The organism is Kribbella sp. NPDC059898 (genome assembly GCF_042730855.1).
GTDB lineage: Bacteria > Actinomycetota > Actinomycetes > Propionibacteriales > Kribbellaceae > Kribbella.
Map to the genome: position 1 here is coordinate 126434 of NZ_JBHWKR010000018.1, position 22348 is coordinate 148781.

18 protein-coding genes and 1 pseudogene are annotated in these 22348 nt (G+C 68.1%); 4 read left to right on the forward strand and 15 right to left on the reverse strand.

All coding sequences use genetic code 11. The features are described from left to right. Positions 1-2 precede the first annotated feature (2 nt). Positions 3-1435 (forward strand): annotated as a pseudogene (locus ACFV9C_RS38725) (sulfatase). Between the two features lies 1 nt (position 1436). After that, entirely contained in the window at positions 1437-3872 is a 2436-nt protein-coding gene (locus tag ACFV9C_RS38730; protein WP_380201874.1) for a family 20 glycosylhydrolase, read from the forward strand. Positions 3873-3914: 42 nt separating this feature from the next. Here the strand turns inward: ACFV9C_RS38730 and ACFV9C_RS38735 are convergent, their stop codons facing one another. The 14 genes from ACFV9C_RS38735 to ACFV9C_RS38800 all read right to left on the reverse strand — a co-directional run bounded on the left by ACFV9C_RS38735 (position 3915) and on the right by ACFV9C_RS38800 (position 18733). Beyond that, positions 3915-5261 (reverse strand): TRIC cation channel family protein, encoded by a 1347-nt coding sequence (locus ACFV9C_RS38735; protein WP_380201876.1) that lies wholly within the window; start codon positions 5259-5261, stop codon positions 3915-3917. A gap of 40 nt (positions 5262-5301) precedes the next feature. Further along, on the reverse strand, positions 5302-5604 hold the full coding sequence (locus ACFV9C_RS38740) for a hypothetical protein (RefSeq protein ID WP_380201878.1): 303 nt from the start codon (positions 5602-5604) through the stop codon (positions 5302-5304). A gap of 3 nt (positions 5605-5607) precedes the next feature. After that, on the reverse strand, positions 5608-6432 hold the full coding sequence (locus ACFV9C_RS38745) for a sulfite exporter TauE/SafE family protein (RefSeq protein WP_380201880.1): 825 nt from the start codon (positions 6430-6432) through the stop codon (positions 5608-5610). Further along, the gene (locus ACFV9C_RS38750; protein WP_380201882.1) at positions 6429-7157 is read right to left on the reverse strand and encodes a GntR family transcriptional regulator; all 729 of its coding nucleotides are present in this window, start codon (positions 7155-7157) and stop codon (positions 6429-6431) included. The genes ACFV9C_RS38745 and ACFV9C_RS38750 overlap by 4 nt, the downstream gene beginning before the upstream one ends. Before the next feature lie 254 nt (positions 7158-7411). Continuing rightward, complete coding sequence (locus ACFV9C_RS38755) at positions 7412-8122, reverse strand: N-acetylmannosamine-6-phosphate 2-epimerase (protein WP_380201884.1); 711 nt, start codon at positions 8120-8122, stop codon at positions 7412-7414. Further along, the gene (locus ACFV9C_RS38760; RefSeq protein WP_380201886.1) at positions 8104-9033 is read right to left on the reverse strand and encodes an ROK family protein; all 930 of its coding nucleotides are present in this window, start codon (positions 9031-9033) and stop codon (positions 8104-8106) included. Before ACFV9C_RS38760 ends, ACFV9C_RS38755 begins: the two co-directional genes overlap by 19 nt. Positions 9034-9036: 3 nt before the next feature. Continuing rightward, positions 9037-9993 (reverse strand): dihydrodipicolinate synthase family protein, encoded by a 957-nt coding sequence (locus ACFV9C_RS38765; RefSeq protein WP_380201888.1) that lies wholly within the window; start codon positions 9991-9993, stop codon positions 9037-9039. Then, positions 9990-11042, reverse strand: coding sequence for a Gfo/Idh/MocA family protein (locus ACFV9C_RS38770; protein WP_380201889.1), 1053 nt, complete (start codon positions 11040-11042; stop codon positions 9990-9992). Before ACFV9C_RS38770 ends, ACFV9C_RS38765 begins: the two co-directional genes overlap by 4 nt. Then, a complete protein-coding gene (locus ACFV9C_RS38775; protein WP_380201891.1) occupies positions 11039-12028 on the reverse strand; it encodes a Gfo/Idh/MocA family protein in 990 nt (329 codons plus the stop codon). Before ACFV9C_RS38775 ends, ACFV9C_RS38770 begins: the two co-directional genes overlap by 4 nt. Beyond that, entirely contained in the window at positions 12025-13098 is a 1074-nt protein-coding gene (locus tag ACFV9C_RS38780) for a Gfo/Idh/MocA family protein (RefSeq protein ID WP_380201893.1), read from the reverse strand. The genes ACFV9C_RS38775 and ACFV9C_RS38780 overlap by 4 nt, the downstream gene beginning before the upstream one ends. 20 nt (positions 13099-13118) lie before the next feature. Then, entirely contained in the window at positions 13119-14138 is a 1020-nt protein-coding gene (locus ACFV9C_RS38785) for an oligopeptide/dipeptide ABC transporter ATP-binding protein (protein WP_380201895.1), read from the reverse strand. After that, complete coding sequence (locus tag ACFV9C_RS38790; protein ID WP_380201897.1) at positions 14135-16111, reverse strand: dipeptide/oligopeptide/nickel ABC transporter permease/ATP-binding protein; 1977 nt, start codon at positions 16109-16111, stop codon at positions 14135-14137. The genes ACFV9C_RS38785 and ACFV9C_RS38790 overlap by 4 nt, the downstream gene beginning before the upstream one ends. Next, positions 16108-17070 carry an ABC transporter permease gene (locus tag ACFV9C_RS38795; RefSeq protein ID WP_380201898.1) on the reverse strand — a complete coding sequence of 321 codons (963 nt, stop codon included), beginning with the start codon at positions 17068-17070 and terminating at the stop codon, positions 16108-16110. The genes ACFV9C_RS38790 and ACFV9C_RS38795 overlap by 4 nt, the downstream gene beginning before the upstream one ends. Before the next feature lie 13 nt (positions 17071-17083). Next, positions 17084-18733 carry an ABC transporter substrate-binding protein gene (locus tag ACFV9C_RS38800; protein WP_380201900.1) on the reverse strand — a complete coding sequence of 550 codons (1650 nt, stop codon included), beginning with the start codon at positions 18731-18733 and terminating at the stop codon, positions 17084-17086. Positions 18734-18950: 217 nt separating this feature from the next. Here ACFV9C_RS38800 and ACFV9C_RS38805 point away from each other — a divergent pair, with 217 nt between their 5' ends. After that, positions 18951-19736 (forward strand): FadR/GntR family transcriptional regulator, encoded by a 786-nt coding sequence (locus ACFV9C_RS38805; RefSeq protein ID WP_380201901.1) that lies wholly within the window; start codon positions 18951-18953, stop codon positions 19734-19736. Positions 19737-19758: 22 nt separating this feature from the next. Here the strand turns inward: ACFV9C_RS38805 and ACFV9C_RS38810 are convergent, their stop codons facing one another. Further along, positions 19759-20910, reverse strand: a complete 1152-nt coding sequence (locus ACFV9C_RS38810; protein WP_380201903.1) for an ROK family protein — start codon at positions 20908-20910, stop codon at positions 19759-19761. Positions 20911-21058: 148 nt separating this feature from the next. On the opposite strand from ACFV9C_RS38810, the gene ACFV9C_RS38815 reads away from it, so the two are divergent. Then, positions 21059-22348: an ABC transporter substrate-binding protein gene (locus ACFV9C_RS38815; protein ID WP_380201904.1), complete on the forward strand. Its 1290-nt coding sequence runs from the start codon at positions 21059-21061 to the stop codon at positions 22346-22348.

A 22348-nucleotide genomic window follows, 5' to 3' on the forward strand; every position in this document is an offset into this window, starting at 1 on the left:
GCGTGCCCAACCTCGTCTTCATCCTCACCGACGACCACGCCGCGCACGCGATCTCGGCGTACGGCAGCAGGATCAACAACACACCGCACATCGACCGGATCGCCGCCGACGGCGTACGCCTCGACGCCATGTACTGCACCAATTCCATCTGTTCACCGTCCCGGGCATCACTGCTGACCGGCACCTACAGCCACGTCAACGGAGTACCGTCGATCTACTCGGAGTTCGACCACCGCACGCCGACGTACCCCGCGGTGCTGCGCCGGCACGGGTACAAGACAGCCCTGTTCGGCAAGTGGCATCTGGGCGAGTCGGAGGAATCGCTGCCGCGGGACTTCGACGACTGGCGGATCTTTCCCGGCCAGGGCGAGTACGTCGACCCGCTGATGATCAGCCCGACCGGCGCCGAGGTCACACCGGGGTACGCCACGGACATCGTGACAGACCTCAGCCTGGACTGGCTGTCGGGGCTGGAACCTGAACAACCGTTCTGCCTGATGATCCACCACAAGGCCCCGCACCGCCCGTGGATCCCGGACCCCAAGCACAAGGACCTCTACCCGATCGGCTCCATTCCCGAGCCGGACACCTTGTTCGACGACTACGCGACCCGGAGCTCAGCGGCCCGCGCCGCCGCGATGACACTCGCCGACGACCTGCAGCCCGGCGACGTCAAGGAAGAACTGCCCGACGAGCTCAAGGGCGACGACCGCCGCACCGACCGGACCCGCTGGATGTACCAGCGTTATTTGCGCGACTACCTCCAATGCGTCCAATCGGTCGACGACAACGTCGGCCGCGTCCTCGACTACCTCGACGAGCACGGCCTGCGCGACGACACGATCGTCGTCTACACCTCCGACCAAGGCTTCTTCCTCGGCGACCACGGCTGGTACGACAAGCGGTTCATGTACGACGAATCGCTCCAGATGCCGTTCCTGGTCAGCCGGCCCGGCACCATCCCCGCGAGTACGACGCCGGCGACATCGTCACCAACGTCGACGTGGCCGCGACCCTCCTGGACCTGTGCGGCATCGACCCCGACCAGGAACTCCCTACCTCGCAGGGTCGCAGCTTCCGTCAGGTACTGACCGGCACTACGCCGTCCGACTGGCCGCAGTCGATGTACTACCGCTACTGGGAGCACGACGACCCCAACCACCACGCCTGGGCGCACTACGGCGTACGCACCCCGACCCACAAACTCGTCTACTTCTACGCCGACGGCCTCGGCGTCGACGGCGCCGCCGACACGAGCTACCCGCCCGAGTGGGAGATGTACGACCTGCGGGCGGATCCGCACGAGCTCCACAACATCGCCGACGATCCCGCGCACGCCGTCGTCCGCGCCCAGCTCGAGACAGAGCTGCGACGGCTCCAGCATCAGTACGCCGACACACCGTATGAGGACCACCGCCCGACCGGGAAGGACTGACATGTCCGCTCTCTCGACCTCACCCCGACGACGCCTGCTCGCCCTCGCCGGCCTTGTCATCGCAGCAACCCTCACAGCAGCGACGCCGACTGCCGGAGCGACTACACAACCAGTGAACCTTGCGCTCAACGGCACTGCGACCGCGTCCAGCGTGGAACTCAACGACTCCAGCAGATTCGGGACCGCCTTCGCCAAGGACGGCCGGACCGACACCAGATGGTCGTCCGGCTACCAGGACGACAACTGGGTGCAGGTGAAACTCGCGAGCCCCGCACACGTCGATCACGTCGTACTGCGCTGGCCCAACGCCTGCGCCCGTGACTACGTGCTGCAGACCTCGACCGACGGCACCGCCTGGCACGACGTCACCCGTGTCCAACGGGATGCGTGCCCACGGACCGATGTGGTCGACGTGCAGTCCGAAACACCAATCAGCTTCGTCCGGATGCAGGGCAAGCAACGGTTCTCCCAGTACGGCTACTCGCTGTCGGAGTTCGAGATCTACGACCAGCCCGAGCCGGCCGTGGCGCCCGGACTCGGGCTGGTCCCGAAGCCGGTCTCGGTCACCGAGCCCGGCGGCGCGCCGTTCGGCCTCGGCGCCGGGACCCGGATCCTCGCGGCCGGCCCGGCTGCCGTCGCCCCGGCGAGGTATCTCGCCTCGGCGCTGCGTCCTGCGACCGGCTTCGACCTTCCGGTCACACCGGTATCCGACGCCGCGATCCCCGACGGACCGAGAGGCAACAGCCCGGCTCCGATCATCGTCCGAGTACGCCCTGGCGGTGGACCCGCGGGCCATGAGGCAGAGGGCTATCACCTCACCGTGTCGGATCAGCGGGTCGACCTAGTCGCTAGTACGACGAACGGCGCGCTCAACGGGGTTCAGACTCTGCGTCAGTTGTTACCACAATGGATCGAGTCGCGGACCCCTGTGAGCTATTCGTGGACGGTGCCGGCGGTGTCGATCACCGACTACCCACGCTTCGCGCACCGCGGTGTAATGCTCGATGTCGCACGGAGCTTCTACCCGGTGCCCGAGGTGAAGCGGTACATCGACGACGCGGCGCGGTTCAAGATCAACCGGCTGCACCTGCACCTGACCGACGACCAGGGCTGGCGAATCGCCGTCGGTAACCCGGCCGTCAACCCGTCGGGTATCGACTACGGCCTGCTCACCAAGGTCAGCGGCGCGACCGCGATGACCTACAACTCCAGTGGCCAACTGATGGGCACCGAACTCGGCGTCACCGGTTACTACACCAAGGCCGACTACGCCGAGATCGTCCGGTACGCCGGCGTGAACGGGATGACGGTGATCCCGGAGATCGACGTACCGTCCCACATCAACGCTGCTCTGCACGCAATCCCCCAACTCAACACCGCCGGCTCGCAACCACGACCGGCCGCCGGCCAGGAAACCGTGCCGAGCAACGGCACCCCGAACGTGGGGTACTCCTCCCTCGACGCGAACAGCGAGGTCACGTACGAGTTCGTCCAGCACGTCCTCACCGAGATCGCGCGCCTGACTCCCGGACCGTACCTGCACATCGGCGGCGACGAGGCGCACGTAACCAGCCACGCCGACTACGTCACCATGGTCGACCGCTTCGCCGCCCAGGCCGCCGCCCTCGGCAAGACCGTCGTGGGATGGAACGAGTACGCCGGCACCGCACTCCCCCGGGACAACGCGGTCATCCAGTACTGGAACGGCGACCGGACAGCCGTCGCGAACGCCGTACGGGACCGCGGAGCGAAGGTCGTGCTGTCGCCCGCCTCGAACACCTACGTGCCACAGAAGCAGGACGCACGCCAGCCCGTCGGCGGAACGTGGGCCTGCGGTGGCCCCTGCGGCCTCGACCGCCACTACAACTGGGATCCAGGAACCTACATCCCAGGCATCGGCCAGTCCGACGTCCTCGGCGTCGAGTCCGCGCTCTGGGGCGAGTTCATCCGCCACATCGACCAGGCCGAGTACTACGCCTACCCCCGCATCGCCGCAACCGCCGAGGTCGGCTGGACACCACAGAACCTTCGCAACTACGGCGACTTCACCACCCGCCTCGCCAAGCTCGGCGGCCGCCTGACACTCAGCGGAACGAACTTCTTCCCGACCGCCGACGTCCCCTGGACGATCGCTGCCCACGGCAACGATCTCACCACCCCCGCAGGCACTCCGGCAACCGTCGAGTGGATCGTCACCGCCCCCGGCGAAACCACAGCCGGACTCACCGCGACCGTCACCTGGAACGACGGAACCACCGAGCCGATCACCTTGACCCAGCCCAAGGAAGGAAGCATCTCCCTGATGCGCCTGAACGGCCCGCTCCAGGCGTCAGCCACCCGAACCTTCAACACCCCCGCGACGTACGTCGCAACCCTGTCCATCAAGCGCCCCGGCCAGACCCCAACCGAGAGTTCGGTGACCGTGACCACCAACTAGCGCAGGGCGGCGCATGGCAGGCGACTGCCATGCGCCGCCCGGTCAGATCGTGGCCCTTGCCTCCCTCAGAGCGTGGGCGCTGCGCTCCAGCGCTTCGTGTTCTTCATCGGTCATGATCGGCAGATGCATATGGTGTACGCCGTCGGCGCCGAGATCCGACGGCAACGAGAGCGTCACTCGGTAGTCATGCTGGTACGCCGCCACCGTGAACAACGCCCGCTCGTCCCGCAGAACCGCCTCGGCCAAGCGTCCCACGACGACCCCGATCCCGTACTGGCTCGCACCGATGCCCTCGATGATGCTGATGTTCGCATAGCGGATCTCGGACTCCACCTGCTCCCGCACCGTCGCGACGGGCTCACCCCGTTGGGTCAAGATGTCGAGTACGGGCACGCCGGCCACGACCGCTGAGGACCACAGCAGCACCTCACTTGTGCCGTGCTCGCCCACGACCATCGCGCGCACATCCGCCGGTAGCACCTGCAGTATCTCGCCCAGGTGCACGCGGAAGCGCCGGCTGTCCAGCACGGTGCCGGTGGAGAACACCCGATCATGCCCCGCCAAGGTGCGGGTCAGGTCAGCGAGGGGATCCGGAGGGTCGGCCACTACCATGATGGTAGCCTGCGGCGCAGCCTCGACCAGCTCCGGGATCAGTTCCCGGTAGATCGCCGCGTTACGGTCCAGCAGGCGCAGCCGCCCGGACGCATCGCTGCGGTCGGTCGCACCGCCGGCCGCCTCGTTCACCCCCGCCGTGACGGTCAGCAAGGACGCATCGGCCAGGTCACCGGCGTCCCCGGCCATCAGATCCACCGCAGGAAGCAGCGGTATGCCGTAGGCCATGTCCAACGCCACGCCCTTGGCCCGAGCAGCGTTGCTGTCGACGAGGACAATCTCGCGAGCACACCCACGAGCCAGCAAAGCCATCGTGGCGGCCGCACCGACGGCCCCGACCCCAACCACACCAACCTTCACCGCTCCTCCTCGGTAGACCACCTTCCCAGCAATACCCGTCAGTGCCCCGATCATGAGCCTCGCCTCCACGATCGGTCCAGCCTCCGGGAGTTCAACTGCCGGTACGCCGTACATGTGTAGCCGGTGGGTCACCGCGACGACCAGTGCGGCCGCCAGCGCGGGGATCGCGTACAGCTCGCTGCGCCATACCAACGGGATCCAGCTGATCAGCATGCCGCGGATCGTCCCGCCGCCCACCGCGGTGACCGCAGCGAGGATGACCGCCTGCCCGACGCCTACCCCGAACTCCATCCCCTTGCTGGCGCCGCTCACCGCGAACAGGCTGAGGCCGGCCGCGTCCAGGACGACGATCGTCCCCGCCCAGCGATCGAGCCGTCCTCCGAAACCGCACGCGATCAGGCTCCCGGCCCATCCCACATGTCTACCGCATCTCGGCCGACACCGGTACGGCCACGGGTCAACGCCCGATCCCCACGGCGGAACCGGCGATGATCAACAGGATCACCAGTGCGGTCACGACGGCCAGCGATGCATTCGCGCGTCCTACGAAGTGACCGAACATCATCACCAGTCTTGCCACCGGCAACAAAATGAGAGCACCGCACCCTGACATCAGCAGCACAACGGACGCCCGGGTCGCACCAAGGCAGCGGGACAACACGCCTGCGACGAGAAGCGCTGCGGCCAGGGTCACGCCTGCCCGCATCATGGCTGCGATGCGGTCGGCAAGGGAGCTATCAGGTTCCTGGGGCTGAGTCACGAGTCAGCCAAGCCCGACGGCGTTCATCGTCATCGGCACAGCCAGTCCCAGCAGCACGATCATGAAGACGACACGCAGCCCCGGTCCGGCCGCGCGCACCAGGATGCGCGCTCCCACGACCGAGCCGGCAAGCGAGCCGAGAACAACGGGACCAGTCAGCGCCAGGTCGAGCGTGCCGCCCACGAGATACGCGGCCGCGGCACCGCAGGCGGTGACCCCGATCATGAGGTTCGCCGTGGCGGCGGAGGCTTTGATCGGCAATCTCATCGCGGCGTCCATCGCCGGAATCTTGAGCACGCCGCTGCCGATCCCCAGCAGCGCGGAGAGCGCGCCCGCACCGAACATCAACATCAGCCCCAATGGCAGGCGCGTCACTCGGTAGGCGACCGGGCTTCCGTCATGGTCGACGTACGTCGCATCCAGCGCCTGGTGGCGCCCGGACGCCGCTGGCGAACGACGTGGACGCCGGCCCGTCATTAGCTGAATCGCCGACGCGACGAGCACTGCGGCGAAGATGCCGTACAGAAGCCCGTTCGGGACTGCGCCGATCATCAGCACCCCGACTATCGCCCCGAGCGTCGTCGCGACCTCCAGCACCACCGCCAGCCGGAGATTCGCCAGACCGGCGCTCAGGAACCCAGGCGCACTGGCACACGAGCAGGCGATGACGGAAACCAGGCTCACCCCGACTGCTGTGGAGAACGAGGTGTCTGCAACCAGTGTCAGGAGTGGTACGACGAAGATGCCGCCAGCCATCCCGAGCGCGCTGCCCAGCGCACCCGCGGCCAGTGCACCGAAAAACAACACCGCGAACAGAGCAACCGTCACAGGTCAGCCGCCGGGCGGGACAGGCGGGTGGTGAAGGTGATCGTGTCGCCCCGGTAGTGCAGGACCTCGTAGTCCACCGGCCTGTGACCGGTCGTGTAGGAAGTCCTCTCGATCCGGAATACGGCGCTCCCTTCCTCGACTCCGAGCGCGGCCGCCACCGCCGAGTCGGCGGTGCTGGCCTGGAGACCGTAGTCGGCCTCTACCAAGGGCGTGCCGTGCCGTTCCTCCAGCAAGGTGAAGATCGGCTCGCTCTCCAGATCCCCCTTGGCGACAAGCCCTCCGAGCTCGGGAACCAGATAGGTACGGTCGAAGGAGATCGGGTGCCCGGCCGCGAGCCGCACACGCTCGATGTGGGTCACGGTGGCACCCAGCGGCAACTGCAGCGCGGCACGGGCAGCAGGAGGCGCGGCGATCTCGTCGACCAGCAACACCCGCGCGCGAGTGTGCAGACCCTGCGCCTCCATGTCCTCGACGAATCCGGTCAGCGCGGTCAGCGGCTGAGTGATCTTCGGCGCGGCAACAAAGCTCCCCCGCCCCTGCCGAGTGACAACCAGATTCCGCGACACCAGATTCTGAATCGCCCGCCGCACCGTGATCCGGCTGACCCCGAACTGCTCGATCAACTCGTCCTCGGTCGGCAACCGGTCCCCCGGATGCAGATCCACCCCGAACCGACTGACCAGGGCCGTCTCCACCTGCACGTACAACGGAGAACCTACGATCATTGAGTCATCATATCATTATAATATCTACAGCTATCCAATTGACGATGTGCGTCGTATTTCGGCCTATCCCCTCGATCGGGAGCGTGACTGTCGTGTCTGACTCGCGTGTTGTCACCGATGCCGAACAACTTCAGGCCGCCGCACAAGACGGAGCGCAGACCATCGAGGCGTCCGGCTGGGGTCCCTCGATGAGGGGCCGATGCCTAGATCGGCCTCATGCTCCGGACCGAGAGCGCCAGCGAGGTCGACCAATGTCAGACGAACCTGCCGACGCTGTCATCGGAGTGCCGAACGGAGTTGGCGAACCAGGTGGTGATGGTGGTCGGGTGGGTGATGGCGGTGCCTACGACGACCGTGTGGGCGCCGGCGTCGAGGGCCGCCCGGGCCTGGCTGGGAGTGTGGATGCGGCCTTCGGCGACGATAGGGCGGTCGAGTTCGCGGGCGAAGATAGTAACGAGGGCCAGGTCGGGGCCGTCGGTCTTGGCTGTGTCGTCGGTGTAGCCGGACAGCGTCGTACCGATCAGGTCCGCGCCGGCCGCGGCCGCGGCGAGGCCGTCGGTGAGGCTGGAGCAGTCTGCCATCGCGAGGGCGCCGGCGGCGTGGATCGCGGCGATCGAGTCGGCGACGGACGAGCCGTCGGGCCGGGGGCGGAGCGTGCCGTCGATGGCGACGATCTCGCAGCCGGTGCGGGCCACGGCGATCGCGTGCTCGATGGTCGGCGTGATGACCACGCCCGTCGTACCGTCCTTCCAGAGGCCGATGAGAGGCTGGTCGATCACCGGGCGGATCGCCACCAGGTCGGCGATCCCCTGGGCGCGGATCCCGACGGCGCCACCGAGCATGCAGGCCTGGGCGATTCGGCGCATCGTGTCCGGGTCACGCATCGGCTCTCCCGGATAGGCCTGGACGGACACGACCAGCCCACCCTTCAACGCCTCGACGACACTCATCCGAGCTCCTTCCATGCCAGCCTGGCCGCACCGATCAGCGCGGCTTCCGAGCCGAGGGCAGCGGGTACGACGGGAATATCCCGCAGTGGCGGCAAGAGCTCCGCGCGCAGTGACTGCTCCATGGGAGCCCACCAGCGTTCACCGGCACCGACGACCCCGCCGCCGATGACGACGATCGATGGATCCAGCAGATTCACCGCTCCTCCGACCGCACAGCCGAGAGCGCGCGCTCCGGAGTCGAGGGCCACGATCGCCGACTCCGAGCCGGCTTCGGCGAGTACGGCGACCTCTGCCAGCGAGCTCAGGCCCATGCCGGTACGGCGGTTGTGCGCCGAGACCATCGCGGGACCCGCAGCGACCGCCTCGACGTGACCTGATCCGCCGCACACGCACCGCAGAACGCCGGCGTGCGGGACCGGCAGGTGGCCGAAGTGCCCCGCGACACTGCGTTCACCGTGCCAGATCTCGCCGTCGATGACGATCGAGGCTCCGATGCCGGTGCCGACAGCAACAAAGAAGGCACTGCTCGCCTTCGATGCCGCCCCAAGCCAAGCCTCACCGAGAGCATGCGCGTGGACATCGTTGTCGACAGCAACGACAGCGATGCCGGTCCGCTCACTCAAGGCTGCGCGTAGCGGCACGCCGGCCCAATCCCGCAGGACCTCCGTCGACGCGAGCACACATCCGGTGTCCGGGTCGATGATCCCGGCGCTGCCGATGCCGAGTCCCGCCACCTCGAGTCCGCGTTCGGCGCACAGCGCGGTGAGATCCGCGACCAGCCCCGACACCGTCCGGAGAATCGCGTCCGGTCCGTCCTGTCCGGGTGTCGGCGCCGATCGTACGTCGGAGATCTCACCGGTACGGCCGACGATCGCGGCCGCGCATTTCGTGCCGCCGATGTCGGCGGCGATGACGACGCGTGTCATCGGTCAGATCAGGCCGACCGAGTCGAGGATCGCGTGGATCCGTGCGGTCTCGGCGGCGTCCAGCGGCCGTAGCGGGAGTGAGATGGCGTTCGTCGAGATGACCCCTAGTACCTGGAGCGCGGTCTTGAACGCGCCGGCGCCACGGGTCATGCCGGCCGCGGTCGCGGGGTCGGCGGCGTCCACGATCTTGAACAGCCGGGTCAGTCGCTCCTGCTCGGCGCGGGCGCCGGCGATGTCGCCGGAGACGACCGCGCGATGCAGCCGGACGAAGCCCTCCGGGTCCACGTTCGCGAGGCCGGGCACCGAGCCGGCCGCGCCGGCGAGCAGCATCGCGTCGACCATCACCTCGTGGCCGGTGAAGGCCGCGAAATCGTCCACACCGGCGTCGCGCAGGTCGACCAGCAGTTGCCGGAAGGCGACGTCGTCGCCACTGGAGTCCTTGACGCCCGCGATCACGCCGTCGCGGGCGAGCCGGAGCAGCAACTCGTTCGACAGTTTCTGCCTGACACAGACCGGGATGTCATACGCGAGGAGCGGTAACTCGACAGCCTCGGCGACCGTCCGGAAGTGGCGCTCGATCTCGTGCGGGCCGACCAGGACGTAGAACGGTGCGGTCGTCACGATCGCGTGTGCCCCGAGCCGTTCGGCTTGTCTCGCCCGCTCGAAGACGCGCGCGGTGGCGGGCTCGATCGCACCGGCGATGACGGGAACCCGCCCGTCGGCGGTCTTGATCACGACCTCGAGCACGAGGTCGCGGGCCGCGTCCGGCAGCAGCACCGTCTCACCGCTCGAGCCGAGCGCGAACAGGCCGTCCACACCGGCCGTGATCAGCCGGTCGACGAGCCGCTCCAACGATGCGGTGTCGACCTGCCGGTCGGTGGTCAGTGGCGTGATGACCGGCGGGACCAGCCCGCGAAAGGTCGTGGTATTCACCTGATGTCCTTCGAGTTCGTCGTTCATGGCTTCTCCACCCGGGCGGGCTGACCGGTGTGGCAGGACTCGTACGCCGCGTCGACGACAGCGAGCGTGCTGCGCGCCTCGGCGAGCCCGTACGCCGGCGCCCGGCCGGCCAGTACGTCGTCCACCCAGCTACGCAGGCAGAGTTCGATGATCGCGTCCGAGCTCGGACCGCCGATCGGATGTACGCGCAGACCGCCCTCCGTCGTGTACCGGCGTACCTGCGGCCGGTCGTCGTCCGCGACCGCGTGCCCGTGCGAGCCCAGGACCCGGACTGTGCTGGTGACCGGTCCGATCCCCGGCGCGGCAGGGATGCGTCCGAGCGTGACGGTGGCGGTCACTCCGCGTTCGAGGAGCAGTGACACGACGGCGCAGTCCTCTACACCGGACTTCCGGTGCTCGGCGCCGAACAGTGTCGCGGCTTCGCAGTACACCTCGACGATCTCGAGCCCGGTGAGCTGACGGATGTAGTCGACGGGGTAGAGCAGGAAGTTCAGGAGTTCGCCGCCACCGGACAGGGCCGGGTCGACGACGAGTTCGGGACGCTCGACCGAGGTGGCGAGGTGCGCGCCGCTGGCGAACCACTCGGCGTCGACGTGCAGCGGCAGCCCGAGATGTCCGGCATCGATCCATCTCTGCAGGCGTCGTACCGCGGGTGACATCCGCCGGTTGACCACGCTCACCGTGCCGCGCGATCCGGCGGCAACGGCGGCCAGCTTGTCCGCCTCGGCAGCGGCCACGCCGACCGGCTTGTCGACCAGAACATGCAAGCCCGCTTCGACGACACGTTCTGCCAGGCGCGCGTGCCTCGTCGGCTCCGAACACACCACGACGGCATCGGCCGACGCCAGGAACGCATCGACATCCTCGACGTACGGTATCCCGACAACCTGAGCCGCCGCCCGCGAGTCGGCCCTGATCCAGTCCGCTGCTGCGGGTTCTTCGGCCGCACCGACGAGTTCGACCCGCCCGTCAGCGGCGAGCGCAGCGGCGTACGGCTGCATGTGTCGGACGGCGGACAGGAACCCGACGCGCAATCGTTCGCGGCTCATGCGGTCACACTCCCCACCGAGACGGCCCGCCCGGTGTCGAGCGATTCCTGGGCAGCCAGTGCTGCGGCCAGTGCGCGTCGTACCTCGTCGATCTTGACAATCGGTTCGGCCGTGCCGCGGACGACATCGATCCAGTGCCTCAGTTGTGCGTCGAGCGCACCTTCGGTCGAACTGGGCGCCGGCCGCGCGCCGTCACTCACCAGCCCCGGATCGTCCTCGGTCGAGTGCGTCAGCGTGCCGGCGTCGCCCGAGACGACGATCCGGCGGAGCGAGTCGGCGTGCCGGCGGAGCGCGTACGAGATCTCCAGCATGGCCAGCGAGTCGTCGTCGAAACGCACCGTGAGGTGGAAGCTGTCGTGCACCGGCATACCCGAGGCGTAGCTCGGGAACGAGCGAGCGAACACACGGACAGGTTCCCGGCCGAGCAGCCAGACCGCGAGATCGAGACAGTGGGTGCCGTTGTGGACGGGATGCCCGCCGGACTTTTCGCGATCCAGTTGCCAGCCGCGCCATCCACCCGGCCAGACATAGCCGGTGTACCAGCTGACGTGCGTGAGCCTCGGGCGTCCGATCTCACCGGCTTGCACTGCTTGTGCCAGCGTCGCGATCGACGGCTGGAACCGTACGGTCTGCCCGACCATCAGGCTCGAATCGACGGTGGCCTCGACCATCCGATCGAGATCCGCCAACGACAGGGCGACGGGCTTCTCGACGTGCACGTGCTTGCCGGATTGGCCCGCGGCGATCGTCGCGCGGGCGTGGTCCGGGCTCGCGTTCGCGACGTCCACTCCGTCTACGGTCGGGTCGGCGAGGACCTGCGCAAGGTCGGTCGTGGCTACCGCGCCGGGGCAGAGCGCGGCGACGGACTGTGCCCGGGCGAGGTCCGATCCGTGGACCCACATCACCTCGACGCCGGGAATCGCGGTCAAGGCCCGGATATGCTCGCGGGCGATGTTCCCCGACCCGACAAGGGCCACCCGAGTCATCGCGCGTCCGTCGCGACTCGCCTCGGCGAGGTCGGGCGTCCACCGGCGGCTGCCGATTCCAAGGCAGCGAGGCCGACGCGTACGGCGAGGTCGGGGGCATCGACGAGCAGGCTGTGACCACCACGGAGCTGCCGCAGGACGTCGTGCAGCTCGTGGGTCACGGCAGTTGCCATCCACAACGGACTCGGAGCGGTGGACTCGTTGTGGGAGTGGTACGCCTGCCGTCCCGCTGCGCCTGCCCGCAACGACTCGTTCGCCTCGGTGTCGTCGAGCACGCCCCACGATTCCGTGACCGTGCCGTCGACGTACCGCCGTACCTCAGCGGCCCGGAAGTCCACCTCGAGTGCGGCCTCGGACCCGGTCACCCGGAAGCCCCAGGCCGCGGCATGCCCGGTGGTCGACAGTTCGTGATGCGCGACCGCGCCTGACGCGAAGCTCATCGTCGTACGGTGCACGGAGTCGCCTCCCAGCGTGACGACGGTCTCTGGCTCGCCGAGGAACCAGGCGATGAGGTCCAGTTCGTGCAGCTCGTGCAGCATCTCACCACCGCTGCGGGCCTGATCGAGCTTCCACCAGTCGGCAGAGTCGGCCGGAACGTGCACGACCCGTGAGCGGACGCCGTACGCCTCCCGGACCTCACCGATGCCTCCGGCAACCACTTCGGCGTGGACCCGGGCGACGCCGGGCAGCGTGCGGAGGATGTGGCCGACGAGCAGGCTCCGGTGGTTCGCGCGCGCCGCGTCGAGCATCGCCTCCGCGGCGGCCGCGCTGATCGCGATCGGCTTCTCGACGAAGACGTGCTTCCCCGCTGCGAGCAGGGGGATCACATGATCGGCGTGCAGGTGGTTCGGGGTGGCAACGAACACCAGATCGAGTACGTCGTCCTGCGCAAGCATCGTGAGGTCGTCGACGGCCTTGGCGCCGACCGTGTCCGCCAGCCGGCCGGCGGCCGCGAGATCACGGTCGCAGACAGCGAGGACTTCGAAGTCGGGGTGGTCGAACGCCGCCCGTGCGAGCATTCCGCCGAAGAAGCCGGCGCCGAGAACGGCAACCCGGACAGGTGTGGTCACAAGGTTCTCCAAGGAGCGGTTCAGGCGGACGCGTCGGTGATCGCGGACGCGTCCGGCAGGGTGGCTGGGTCTTCGGGATCGAGCCGGTGATGACAGCGCACCGTGTGCGCCGGCCCGATGGCGGTGAACTCGGGCATCTCGTCCGCGCAGAGTGCGGTCGCCTTCCAGCACCGCGGGTGGAAGGGACAGCCGCTCGGCGGACGCACCGCCGACGGCACCGGTCCGGTCAGCGGGATCGGATGGATCTCCTCGAGGATGCTGGGCGTCGCGGAGAACAGTGCCGACGTGTACGGGTGCCGAACACCGTCAGGTGTTTCCTCGGACGGAACCGTCTCGACGATGCGCCCCAGGTACATCGTCACGATCCGGTCGCTCATCCGCCGTACCGTCTGGATGTCGTGCGAGATGAACACCAGCGACAGGCCGAGGTCGTCCTTGAGCCGGAGCAGGAGGTTCAGCACCTGGGCGCGGACCGAGACATCGAGGGCGGACGTCGGCTCGTCGGCGACGAGGAGCGACGGCTTGAGTGCGAGAGCGCGAGCGATCGCCACCCGCTGGCGCTGGCCGCCGGACAGCTGCGTCGGCAACGCGTCCGCCGCGCTGCTGGGCAGACCCACCATCGCCATCAGTTCGCGAACCCACGCCTCACGTGCGGCGTCGGAACCGACGTGGTGGACATCGAGCGGGTCGCGCAGGATCTTCCGGACCGGCAGCCGGCGGTTGAGTGCGGTCGACGGGTCCTGGAAGATCATGCCGACGTTGCGCCCGAACTCGATCCGCCGCTGCGACACCGACATCTCCCACAGCGAGCGGCCGCGGAACACGACCTCGCCCTCGGTCGGTCGCCGCAGGCCGACGATCGCCTGGGCCAGCGTCGACTTCCCGCAACCCGACTCCCCCACGATCCCGACCGTCTCGCCGGCCCCTACGGCCAGGTCGGCGCCGGTCAACGCGTAGACGGTGTCTTTCGCGAACAGCCGCGAACCAGCGATGCGGTGACGCACGTGTACGCCGCGCAACTCAAGGACCGGTGTGCTCATACGATCGCCTCCTTCCGTGGCTTGCCGAGAGTCAGCGCGCTTCCGGCGGGGTGGTGACAGGCCGCCGCATGGCTGGCAAGGTCACCGACGACAGGCGGCTCGGTAGTTCGGCAGACGTCTGTCGCGGCTGGACAGCGGTCCGAGAACCGGCAGCCGCTCGGGAAGTCCGCCGGCGACGGCACCACGCCCGGGATCTGGGTCAGGTCCTCGTCTCCCGATTCCAGGGAAACGACCGCGGACAGGAGACCACGGGTGTAGTGGTGGGTCGGGGCGCCGACAACCGCGTCGACCGGACCGGCCTCCGCGACCTGGCCGCCGTACATGACCACGACCCGGTCGGCGATGTCGGACATCAGCGCGAGGTCGTGCGAGACAAGGATCAGCGCGAAGCCCAGTTCCTCCTTGAGCCTCAGCAGCAGCTTCATCACCTGCGCCTGCACTGTGACGTCGAGTGCGGTGGTCGGTTCGTCGGCGATGATCAGCTTCGGGTCCCGGGACAGCGCCATCGCGATCAGGACCCGCTGCCGCTGACCGCCCGACAACTCGTGCGGGTAGGCCTTCAGCGTCCTGGCCGGGTCGAGGTTGACCAGTTCGAGGAGTTCGGTCGCCGTACGACGGCCGCCGCGGCGGACGAACTGGCCGAGCTGCTGCTTGATCGTCATCGCCGGGTTGAGCGACGACAGCGCGTCCTGATACACCATCGAGATCTGGTGTCCCATCACCGCTCGCCGATGCCGCGCCTTCAGGGACAGCAGGTCCCTGTCCTCGAAGAGAATTTTCCCGCCGACCTCCGCGCCGCGGGGCTCGAGCCCGATAGTCGCCAGCGAGGTCAGCGACTTGCCACAGCCCGACTCGCCGATCAGACCGACGACCTCGCCCGGACGTACGTCGAACGACACCCCGTCGACGACGTTCACGCCGTCGTGCCGCTTCGGGAACGAGATGGTCAGATCCTGCACGCGCAGGATCGGTTCCTGGCCGGAGAAGTCCCGCAGCCGCCGCCGGATCCGCCCTGCCGCCGCTCCGAGATCCGGCAGCCACAGTTGCGTCGTGCCGACCGAGGTTGCCCCCGGCTCGGACGTCGTGCCGGTCACCGCGGGGTCTTGCTCAGCCGCAGGCCGCGCCGATGGTGCGGCGAGTGTGTCGGAGAAGCCTTCCGACAGGATGTTCAACGACACCACGGTCAGGAAGATCAACAGCCCGGGGAAGGTGGTCGCCCACCAGCCGCCGAGCAACAGCAGATCCTTGCCTTCGGCAATGACACTGCCCCACGACGCGAACGGCTGGCGGACGCCCGCGCCGATGAACGACAGCGAGGCCTCGAACACGATCGCATCGGCAACGAGCACCGTGCAGAACACCAGCACCGGTGCGGCACAGTTGACCGCCACGTGCTTCCAGACGATGTACGGCGACCGCGCCCCGATGATCCGCTCCGCGGCGACGTAGTCCTCGCGGTACTGCGCCATCACGTTCGCACGCACGATCCGCGCGACCATCGGTGTGTACAGGAAACCGATCGCCGCGACCAGGACCGGCAGCGCGCGGCCGAAGACGGCGACCAGTACCGCGGCCAGCGCGATCCCGGGAAACGCCATCACGACGTCGAGCACCCGCATGATGACCTCGTCGACGACCCGTCGGCTCGTCGCGGCCACGGCACCGATCACGGACCCCACGACCAGCGCGATCACCGTCGCACCGATCCCGATGGCCAGCGACCACCGGCCGCCGTACGCGAGCCGGGCGAGGATGTCGCGTCCCTGCGCGTCCAGGCCGAGCCACTGCCCCGGCCCGGGCGCCTTGTCCGCGGTCACGTGCTGCAGATTCGGATCCGTGCCGACCAGAATCGGGCCCAGTACGACGAACAGGACCACGAGCACGATCAGCGCCAGCGCGATCCGGCCCGGCACGCTCAGCCGGCCGAGACGGAGGCCCGGAAGAGACAGCCGTTCCGCCAGTTGCTTCCTCATGCGGTGTGACTCCTCAGACGCGGGTTGGCCAGCATCGACAACACGTCGACGACCAGGTTGATGGCGACGAACCCCAGCGCGATCGTCAGTACGGCGCCCTGCACGATCGCGGGCTCGCCGTTCTTGACGCCCTCGATCATGATCTGGCCCATCCCGGGCAGGTTGAACATCTGCTCGATGACCACGGCCCCGCCCATCAGATAGCCGACCCGGAGCCCGATCACGTTGAGCGGGTTGATCAGCGCGTTGCGCAGGACGTTGCGGCCCACGACGACGATCGGCGGCAGGCCACCGCCGCGCGCGGTGCGGACGTAGTCCCGGTCGAGCTCCTCGACCATCGACGTACGGATGATCCTGGTCAGCTGGGCGGCGATCGGGAACGCCAGCGAGAGGCTGGGCAGCGTCATCGTCAGCACCCAGCCGGAGATCGAGTCCGCCGGATTCACGTAGCGGCTCGCCGGGAAGACCGGGTGGTCGATCGCCAGCCACTGCACGAGCAGCAACGCGACCCAGAACGACGGCGCCGCGACGCCGAGCAGCGTCACCACCCGGATCGCTTGGTCCGGCCAACGGTCGCGGAAGATCGCGGACGTCACACCGAGTACGCCGGCGACGATCAGCGCGATGACCAGGCCGAGGAACGTGAGCTGCAGGGTGAGCGGCAGCGCCGTCGTGATGAGATCCGTGACCGGCTGCCCGGTGGCGAGACTCTTCCCGAGCTGACCGTGGATCAGCAGCCCCAGGAACGACACGTAGCGGACGACGAACGGAGCGTCCAACCCGTGCGCATGCCGGAACTGCTCGACCTGGTCGGGCGGGATCGGCGCATCCGAGAGTACGGCGATCGCCGGGTCGGTCGGCGAGAACTGCATCACGGCGAAGACGAACAGCACGATCCCCAGCACCAGCGGAATCAGCGACAGCAGCCGCCGGCCGAGCAATCTCAGGACGAGAACCACAGGAACCTCCGGCTCAGGACGTGCGCTTGGCCGCGAGCAGGTTGACGCCCGGGATGTCGAGCGGCGTCACGCCGTCGAGCTTCTTCGGGTCCCAGGCGGTGAAGAGCTTCATGTGCATCACCGGGTAGATCACCCCCAGATCGGCGATCGTGTCCATGGCCTGGTCGATCAGCTGCTTGTGCTTGGCCGGGTCGAGTTCCTTCAGCGCAGCGTCCAGTTGCGCCGACAACGCCTTCCACTCGGGCGTCTTGTCCCAGCCGTTCCACGGCAGGAAGACGTTGCTGGTCGAGTAGAACCAGCGGATGTTGAGATCGGCGTCGGTACCGAACTGGTTCGGGTTGCCCGAGAACGTGAGCACGTCCGCCGGGTCCTTGGCCGCCACCTTGGTGTTGAACGTCGCCGTCTCCTGAACGTCGAGCGTCGCCTTGACGCCGATCGCGTCCCAGCATTCCTTGATCGTGTTGACCGCGGTCTTCGTCCACGAGATGTTCGTCGACAACAGCCGGATGTTCAGCGGCGTGGTGACGCCGGCCTCCTTGAGGAGTGCCTTCGCCTTGTCCACGTCGTACGTGTACTGCACGGAGGCCTTGTTGTAGTCCGGGCTCTGCTCGTGCAGGAAGGCGGTGGCAGGCGTGCCCTGGCCCGCGATCGCGACGTCGATCAGCTTCTTGGTGTCGATCGCGTACCGCAAGGCCTGCCGCACGCGCTTGTCGGCGAACGGCGCCTTGCCGGTGTTGAACACCAGGCCGAGCAGGTTCATGCTGTCGACGCCTTCGACCGTCAGCCCCTTGCCCTTGAGGCTGTCGATCGAGTCCTGCGGGATGTTGTCGGAGATCTGTACGGCGCTCGCGCCCGAAGTCAGCAGCCCTACCCGGGCCGCCGAGTCGACCGACACGTTCCACTGCATGCTCTTGACGTTCGGCTTGAGCGGACCGTTGTACGCCTCGTGCCGCTCGAACTTCGTGAACGACGTGTCTTGGTGCGCGGCGACCTTGAACGGGCCGGACCCGACACTGTTCGCGCCGCCCTTGAAGTAGTTGTCGTCCTTCCCGTCGAACACGTGCTTCGGGATGATCTTCACGATCGCGAACCGCTGCAACGCGGCGATGAACGGGAACTTCAGCTTCACCTTCACGGTGCTGTCGTCCACCTTGGTGACCGAGTCCAGCCACAGCGCGAAGAACGCGTTGGTCAGCACCTTCGGGTTGTCGCCCAGCACCCGGCCGAACGAGTACACGACGTCATCGGCGGTCACCGGCTTGCCGTCGTGCCACGTCGCACCCTGGCGGAGCTTGACCGTCCACTCGGTCGCGTTCTTGTCGGCCGGCAACTCCGTAGCCAGCGTGGCGAACGGCTCGCGCGTCCGCGGCCGGGCATCCCACAGCGGCTCGTAGATGTGGTTGTGCGCGGCCATGGCGAACGCCGAACCCGTGTTGTGCGGATCCCAGGAGCTGTTGTTGTTGTAGCCGATGGCGACGTCGATGTGGCTCGCCTGCGCACCACCGGACTGCCCGACCGAACTGCTCGAGGCCGGTCCGCCGCAGGCGCCGATCGACGCACTGAGCGCGGCGGCCAGCGACAGGCCACCGCCAACCTGCAGAAACCTGCGGCGACTGACAGCTCCGGCCGCAGCTGAGGCGCCGGCACGGTTGATCGGGTTCATCAGGGGACCTCCACGTGAGTCGAGGACTTCATCCTCGAGGGACATGAGACATCTGACGTCGTATGCCTGTCGAGCAGAGTGCCACAGCGTACGAGCGGTGGCAAGGCCCTGGTTTTCAGTAAGCTTCCGCTGCCCCGACTCGACCGTTCTCGTTTCGAAATCGGAGAAAGTCTGACATCATATGTCTGATGCCGCAGACGAACCAAGAGGTGACGTGATGGTCGACAGGGAGCTCGAACCGCCGATGCCGGTACCCATGGGGACCTGGCGGGAGCGGCCGACCCGCCGCCAGGAGCAGGTGGCCGAGGACATCAAACGGTTCATCCTGGACCACCGGCTCCGCCCGGGCGACCCGCTGCCCACGGAGGGCGAGATCGGCGAAGCCGTCGCCGCGAGCCGGTCGAGCGTGCGCGAAGCCATCAAGGTGCTCTCGACCCTGGACATCGTCGAGGTCCGCCACGGCCACGGCACGTACGTCGGCCGGATGTCGATGAACGCCCTCGTCGAAAGCCTCGCGTTCCGCGGCATCCTGAGCCGGGCCGACGACCACAAGGTCCTGCTCGAACTGATCGACGTACGGCAACTGATCGAGCAGGGCATCGCCGCGGACATCATCACGGCCATGGACGACGACCTGCGGGCCGCACTGACGGCACTCGCCGCGAAGATGCAGAAGCGGGCGGCAGCGGGCGAGGACTTCCTGGAGGAAGACCGCGAGTTCCACCTGATGCTCATGCGCCCGCTCGGCAACGACCTGGTCCTGCAACTGACCGGCGCGTTCTGGGAGGTGCACCGGATCGTCGCCCCGACCCTGAACGTCCGCCCGCAGGACGGCATCACCACCGCCGAACTCCACACCGCGATCGTCGAGGCAGCCGCCGGCGGCGACGTCGACGAACTCCGCGCCGCGATCGCAGCCCACTACGAACCGGTCCGCGAACGCATCCGCGCCTTGGCCGGCGACTCGACGGCACCGGGCACGCCTGGTGCCGACCAGGTGTGACGCACCGACCGTGGGACTTCGGTCAGGTCGGTAGGGCTTCGCCGTGGGCCAGGAGGAGGGAGGCTGCGCCTCTCGCGTGCTCTATTTCGCGCCAGGGTTTGACCCGGACCTCGAGATCGTGCAGCGGTGGGAGCAGTGAGGCATTGGTGGCGCTCGTGAACCCGGGCTCCAAATAGGGCCACAGAATGTGGGACTCGCCGATCACTTTGACGGCGCGGACAGCCAGGACGGTGACGACACCGGCCACGGCACGACCGAGGCGCTCCCCTGCTTCGTGGAGCAGGTCGACTGCTCCCGGCGTACCTTCCGCTGCGGAGCGCCGCAACCCGCCCAGCCCCGCACGAGGGCCGATCAAGTGGTCCGCGCGGGCCTGAGCGATCAGCGCGTCGGACGAGACGAAGGCCTGTAGACATCCCCTGTTGCCGCAGTTGCAGAGCGGACCGGCCGGGTCGATGGTGGTGTGTCCGAGTTCGCCGGCCGTGCCGTCGGGGCCGCGGTGCACCCGACGGTCGAGAACCATGCCGAGGGCCACACCGTCGCCGATACCGAGGACCAGGAAGTCGTCGTGATCGCGGCCCATGCCGAACAACAGTTCGGCCGTGGTGCTCGCGTGCAGGTCGTTGTCCACCAGCACCGGTACGTCGATCCGCCGGGCAAGCGTCGCGCCCAGGTCGGCGTCACGCCAGCCGAGGGTCGCCGACATCCGGACCGCGCCGGTACCGAGGTCGACAACACCCGGCAGGGCGACACCGACTCCGTGCAGCGGGTACGACGACCGGGCCGCGAACTCCTCCTCGACGATCTCGACCAGCCCGTCGACTCCGGCGGACCGCACCGGTGCCTCGCGGACGAACTCCTCGACGATCTCGCCGTCGAGCCGGATCACCGCGCCGACCACCCGGTCCACGGTGACGCGCAGCCCGAGCACGTGGCCGGCGTCGGGCACCAACTCGAGCGGGACCCGTGGGCGGCCGGCCGAGCCGGCCTGAGCGGGCAGCTCGCGGACCATGCCGGCGGCGAGCAACCGGCGGGCGTGCTCGGTCACGGTCGCTCTCCCCCGCCCGAGACGGGTCGCGATCTCCGCACGGCTCAGCGGACCGGCGGAGCCGAGCAGCAACAGGATCTCGGCCCGGGTCAGGTCGTCGCGACCACGTGCCTCGCTTCGGTGAACCATGCCCGGAATCCTGCCTCCTCAGCGGGTGCGTTGACGACCGGCCTGCCGTCTGCGTAGTCTCCGCATAATAAATTCGGCTCCGAATTAATGCTACCTGCGGCCGCCGCGGGACGCACGGAGCCGCCGGACAGTGTGGAGGAACCGACCGATGAGAGTGCGGAAGAAGGCGTTCGGCGCGATCGCCGCCGGCCTGGCCGGGCTGCTGGCCCTCGGCGCCTGCGGCGGTGGCCAGGGCACGAACGCGGGCGGCTCGGAGGCCAACGGCAAGGTCAAGCTCGAGTGGACGCTGTGGGCGGCCGGTGCGGACGAGCAGGCGCAGTGGAAACACATCGCCGACCTGGTCACCAAGGAGCACCCGGACATCACGGTCGAACTGCGGACCGGACCGTTCGCCGACTACTTCACCAAGCTGAAGACCCAGCTCGCCGGCGGCCAGGCGCCGTGCCTGGTGACGATGCAGAGCCTCCGGCTGCCGACCTTCGCCAGCGCCCTCGAACCACTGGACTCGGCGATCCCCGACTTCAAGCCGGCCGACTGGGACAAGGGCTCGCTCGAGGCGATGAAGTCCGACGGCAAGCAGCTCGGCCTGCCGTACGGGTTCGCGACGATGCTCATGTACTACAACCGCGACGCCTTCGACAAGGCCGGTGTACCGCTGCCGAAACCAGGCTGGACGACGGCCGACTTCGAGGCGGCCGCCAAGAAGCTGACCACCCCCGGGAAGCCCGGGTTCGGTCTGTCCTTCTCCGACCTCCACATGTTCTCGATGCTCCAGGCCTACAACGGTGCGCGGCCGGTCGACGACTCCGGCAAGGTGCAGCTCACCACGCCGGAGATGAAGGACGCGTTCACGTGGTACTCCGGTCTGGCCACGAAGCAGAAGGTGGCCAACGTACCGGCGAGCTCCAGCGACGTTCCGTGGGGTGAGCAGCAGTTCGTCGCGGGCAACGCCGCGATGGCGGTCGACGGCACCTGGAACCTCGGCAGCAACACGAAGGCCGCCAAGTTCCGGCTGGGCGTCGCACCGTTGCCGGCCGGGCCCGCGGGCTTGACGTCGTACGTCGCGGACTCCGGGTTCGCGATCTCGAAGGCCTGCAAGTACAAGGACGCCGCCGCGAAGGCTCTCGCGGTGATGACCGGCCCCGAGGCGCAGACGTACCTGGCCGGCCAAGGACGTTCGTACCCGGCCCGGACCGCGGTGGTCGACACCTACAAGACGTTCCTGTCGAGCCAGGTCGGGGCAAAGAACCCGGACCTGGCGGCGGCCGCGATCTCGTCGCTGCAGGCGTCGTTCACCAAGACCACGCCGTTCATTGCCAGCGGCAACTGGGACCAGGTGACCAAGAAGATCGCGCAGAACTTCCTGCCCGCCTACACCGGCGCCACGCCTCCCGACCAGGCGCTGCAAACCGTTCAGCAGCAGAGCCAAGGCAGCTGA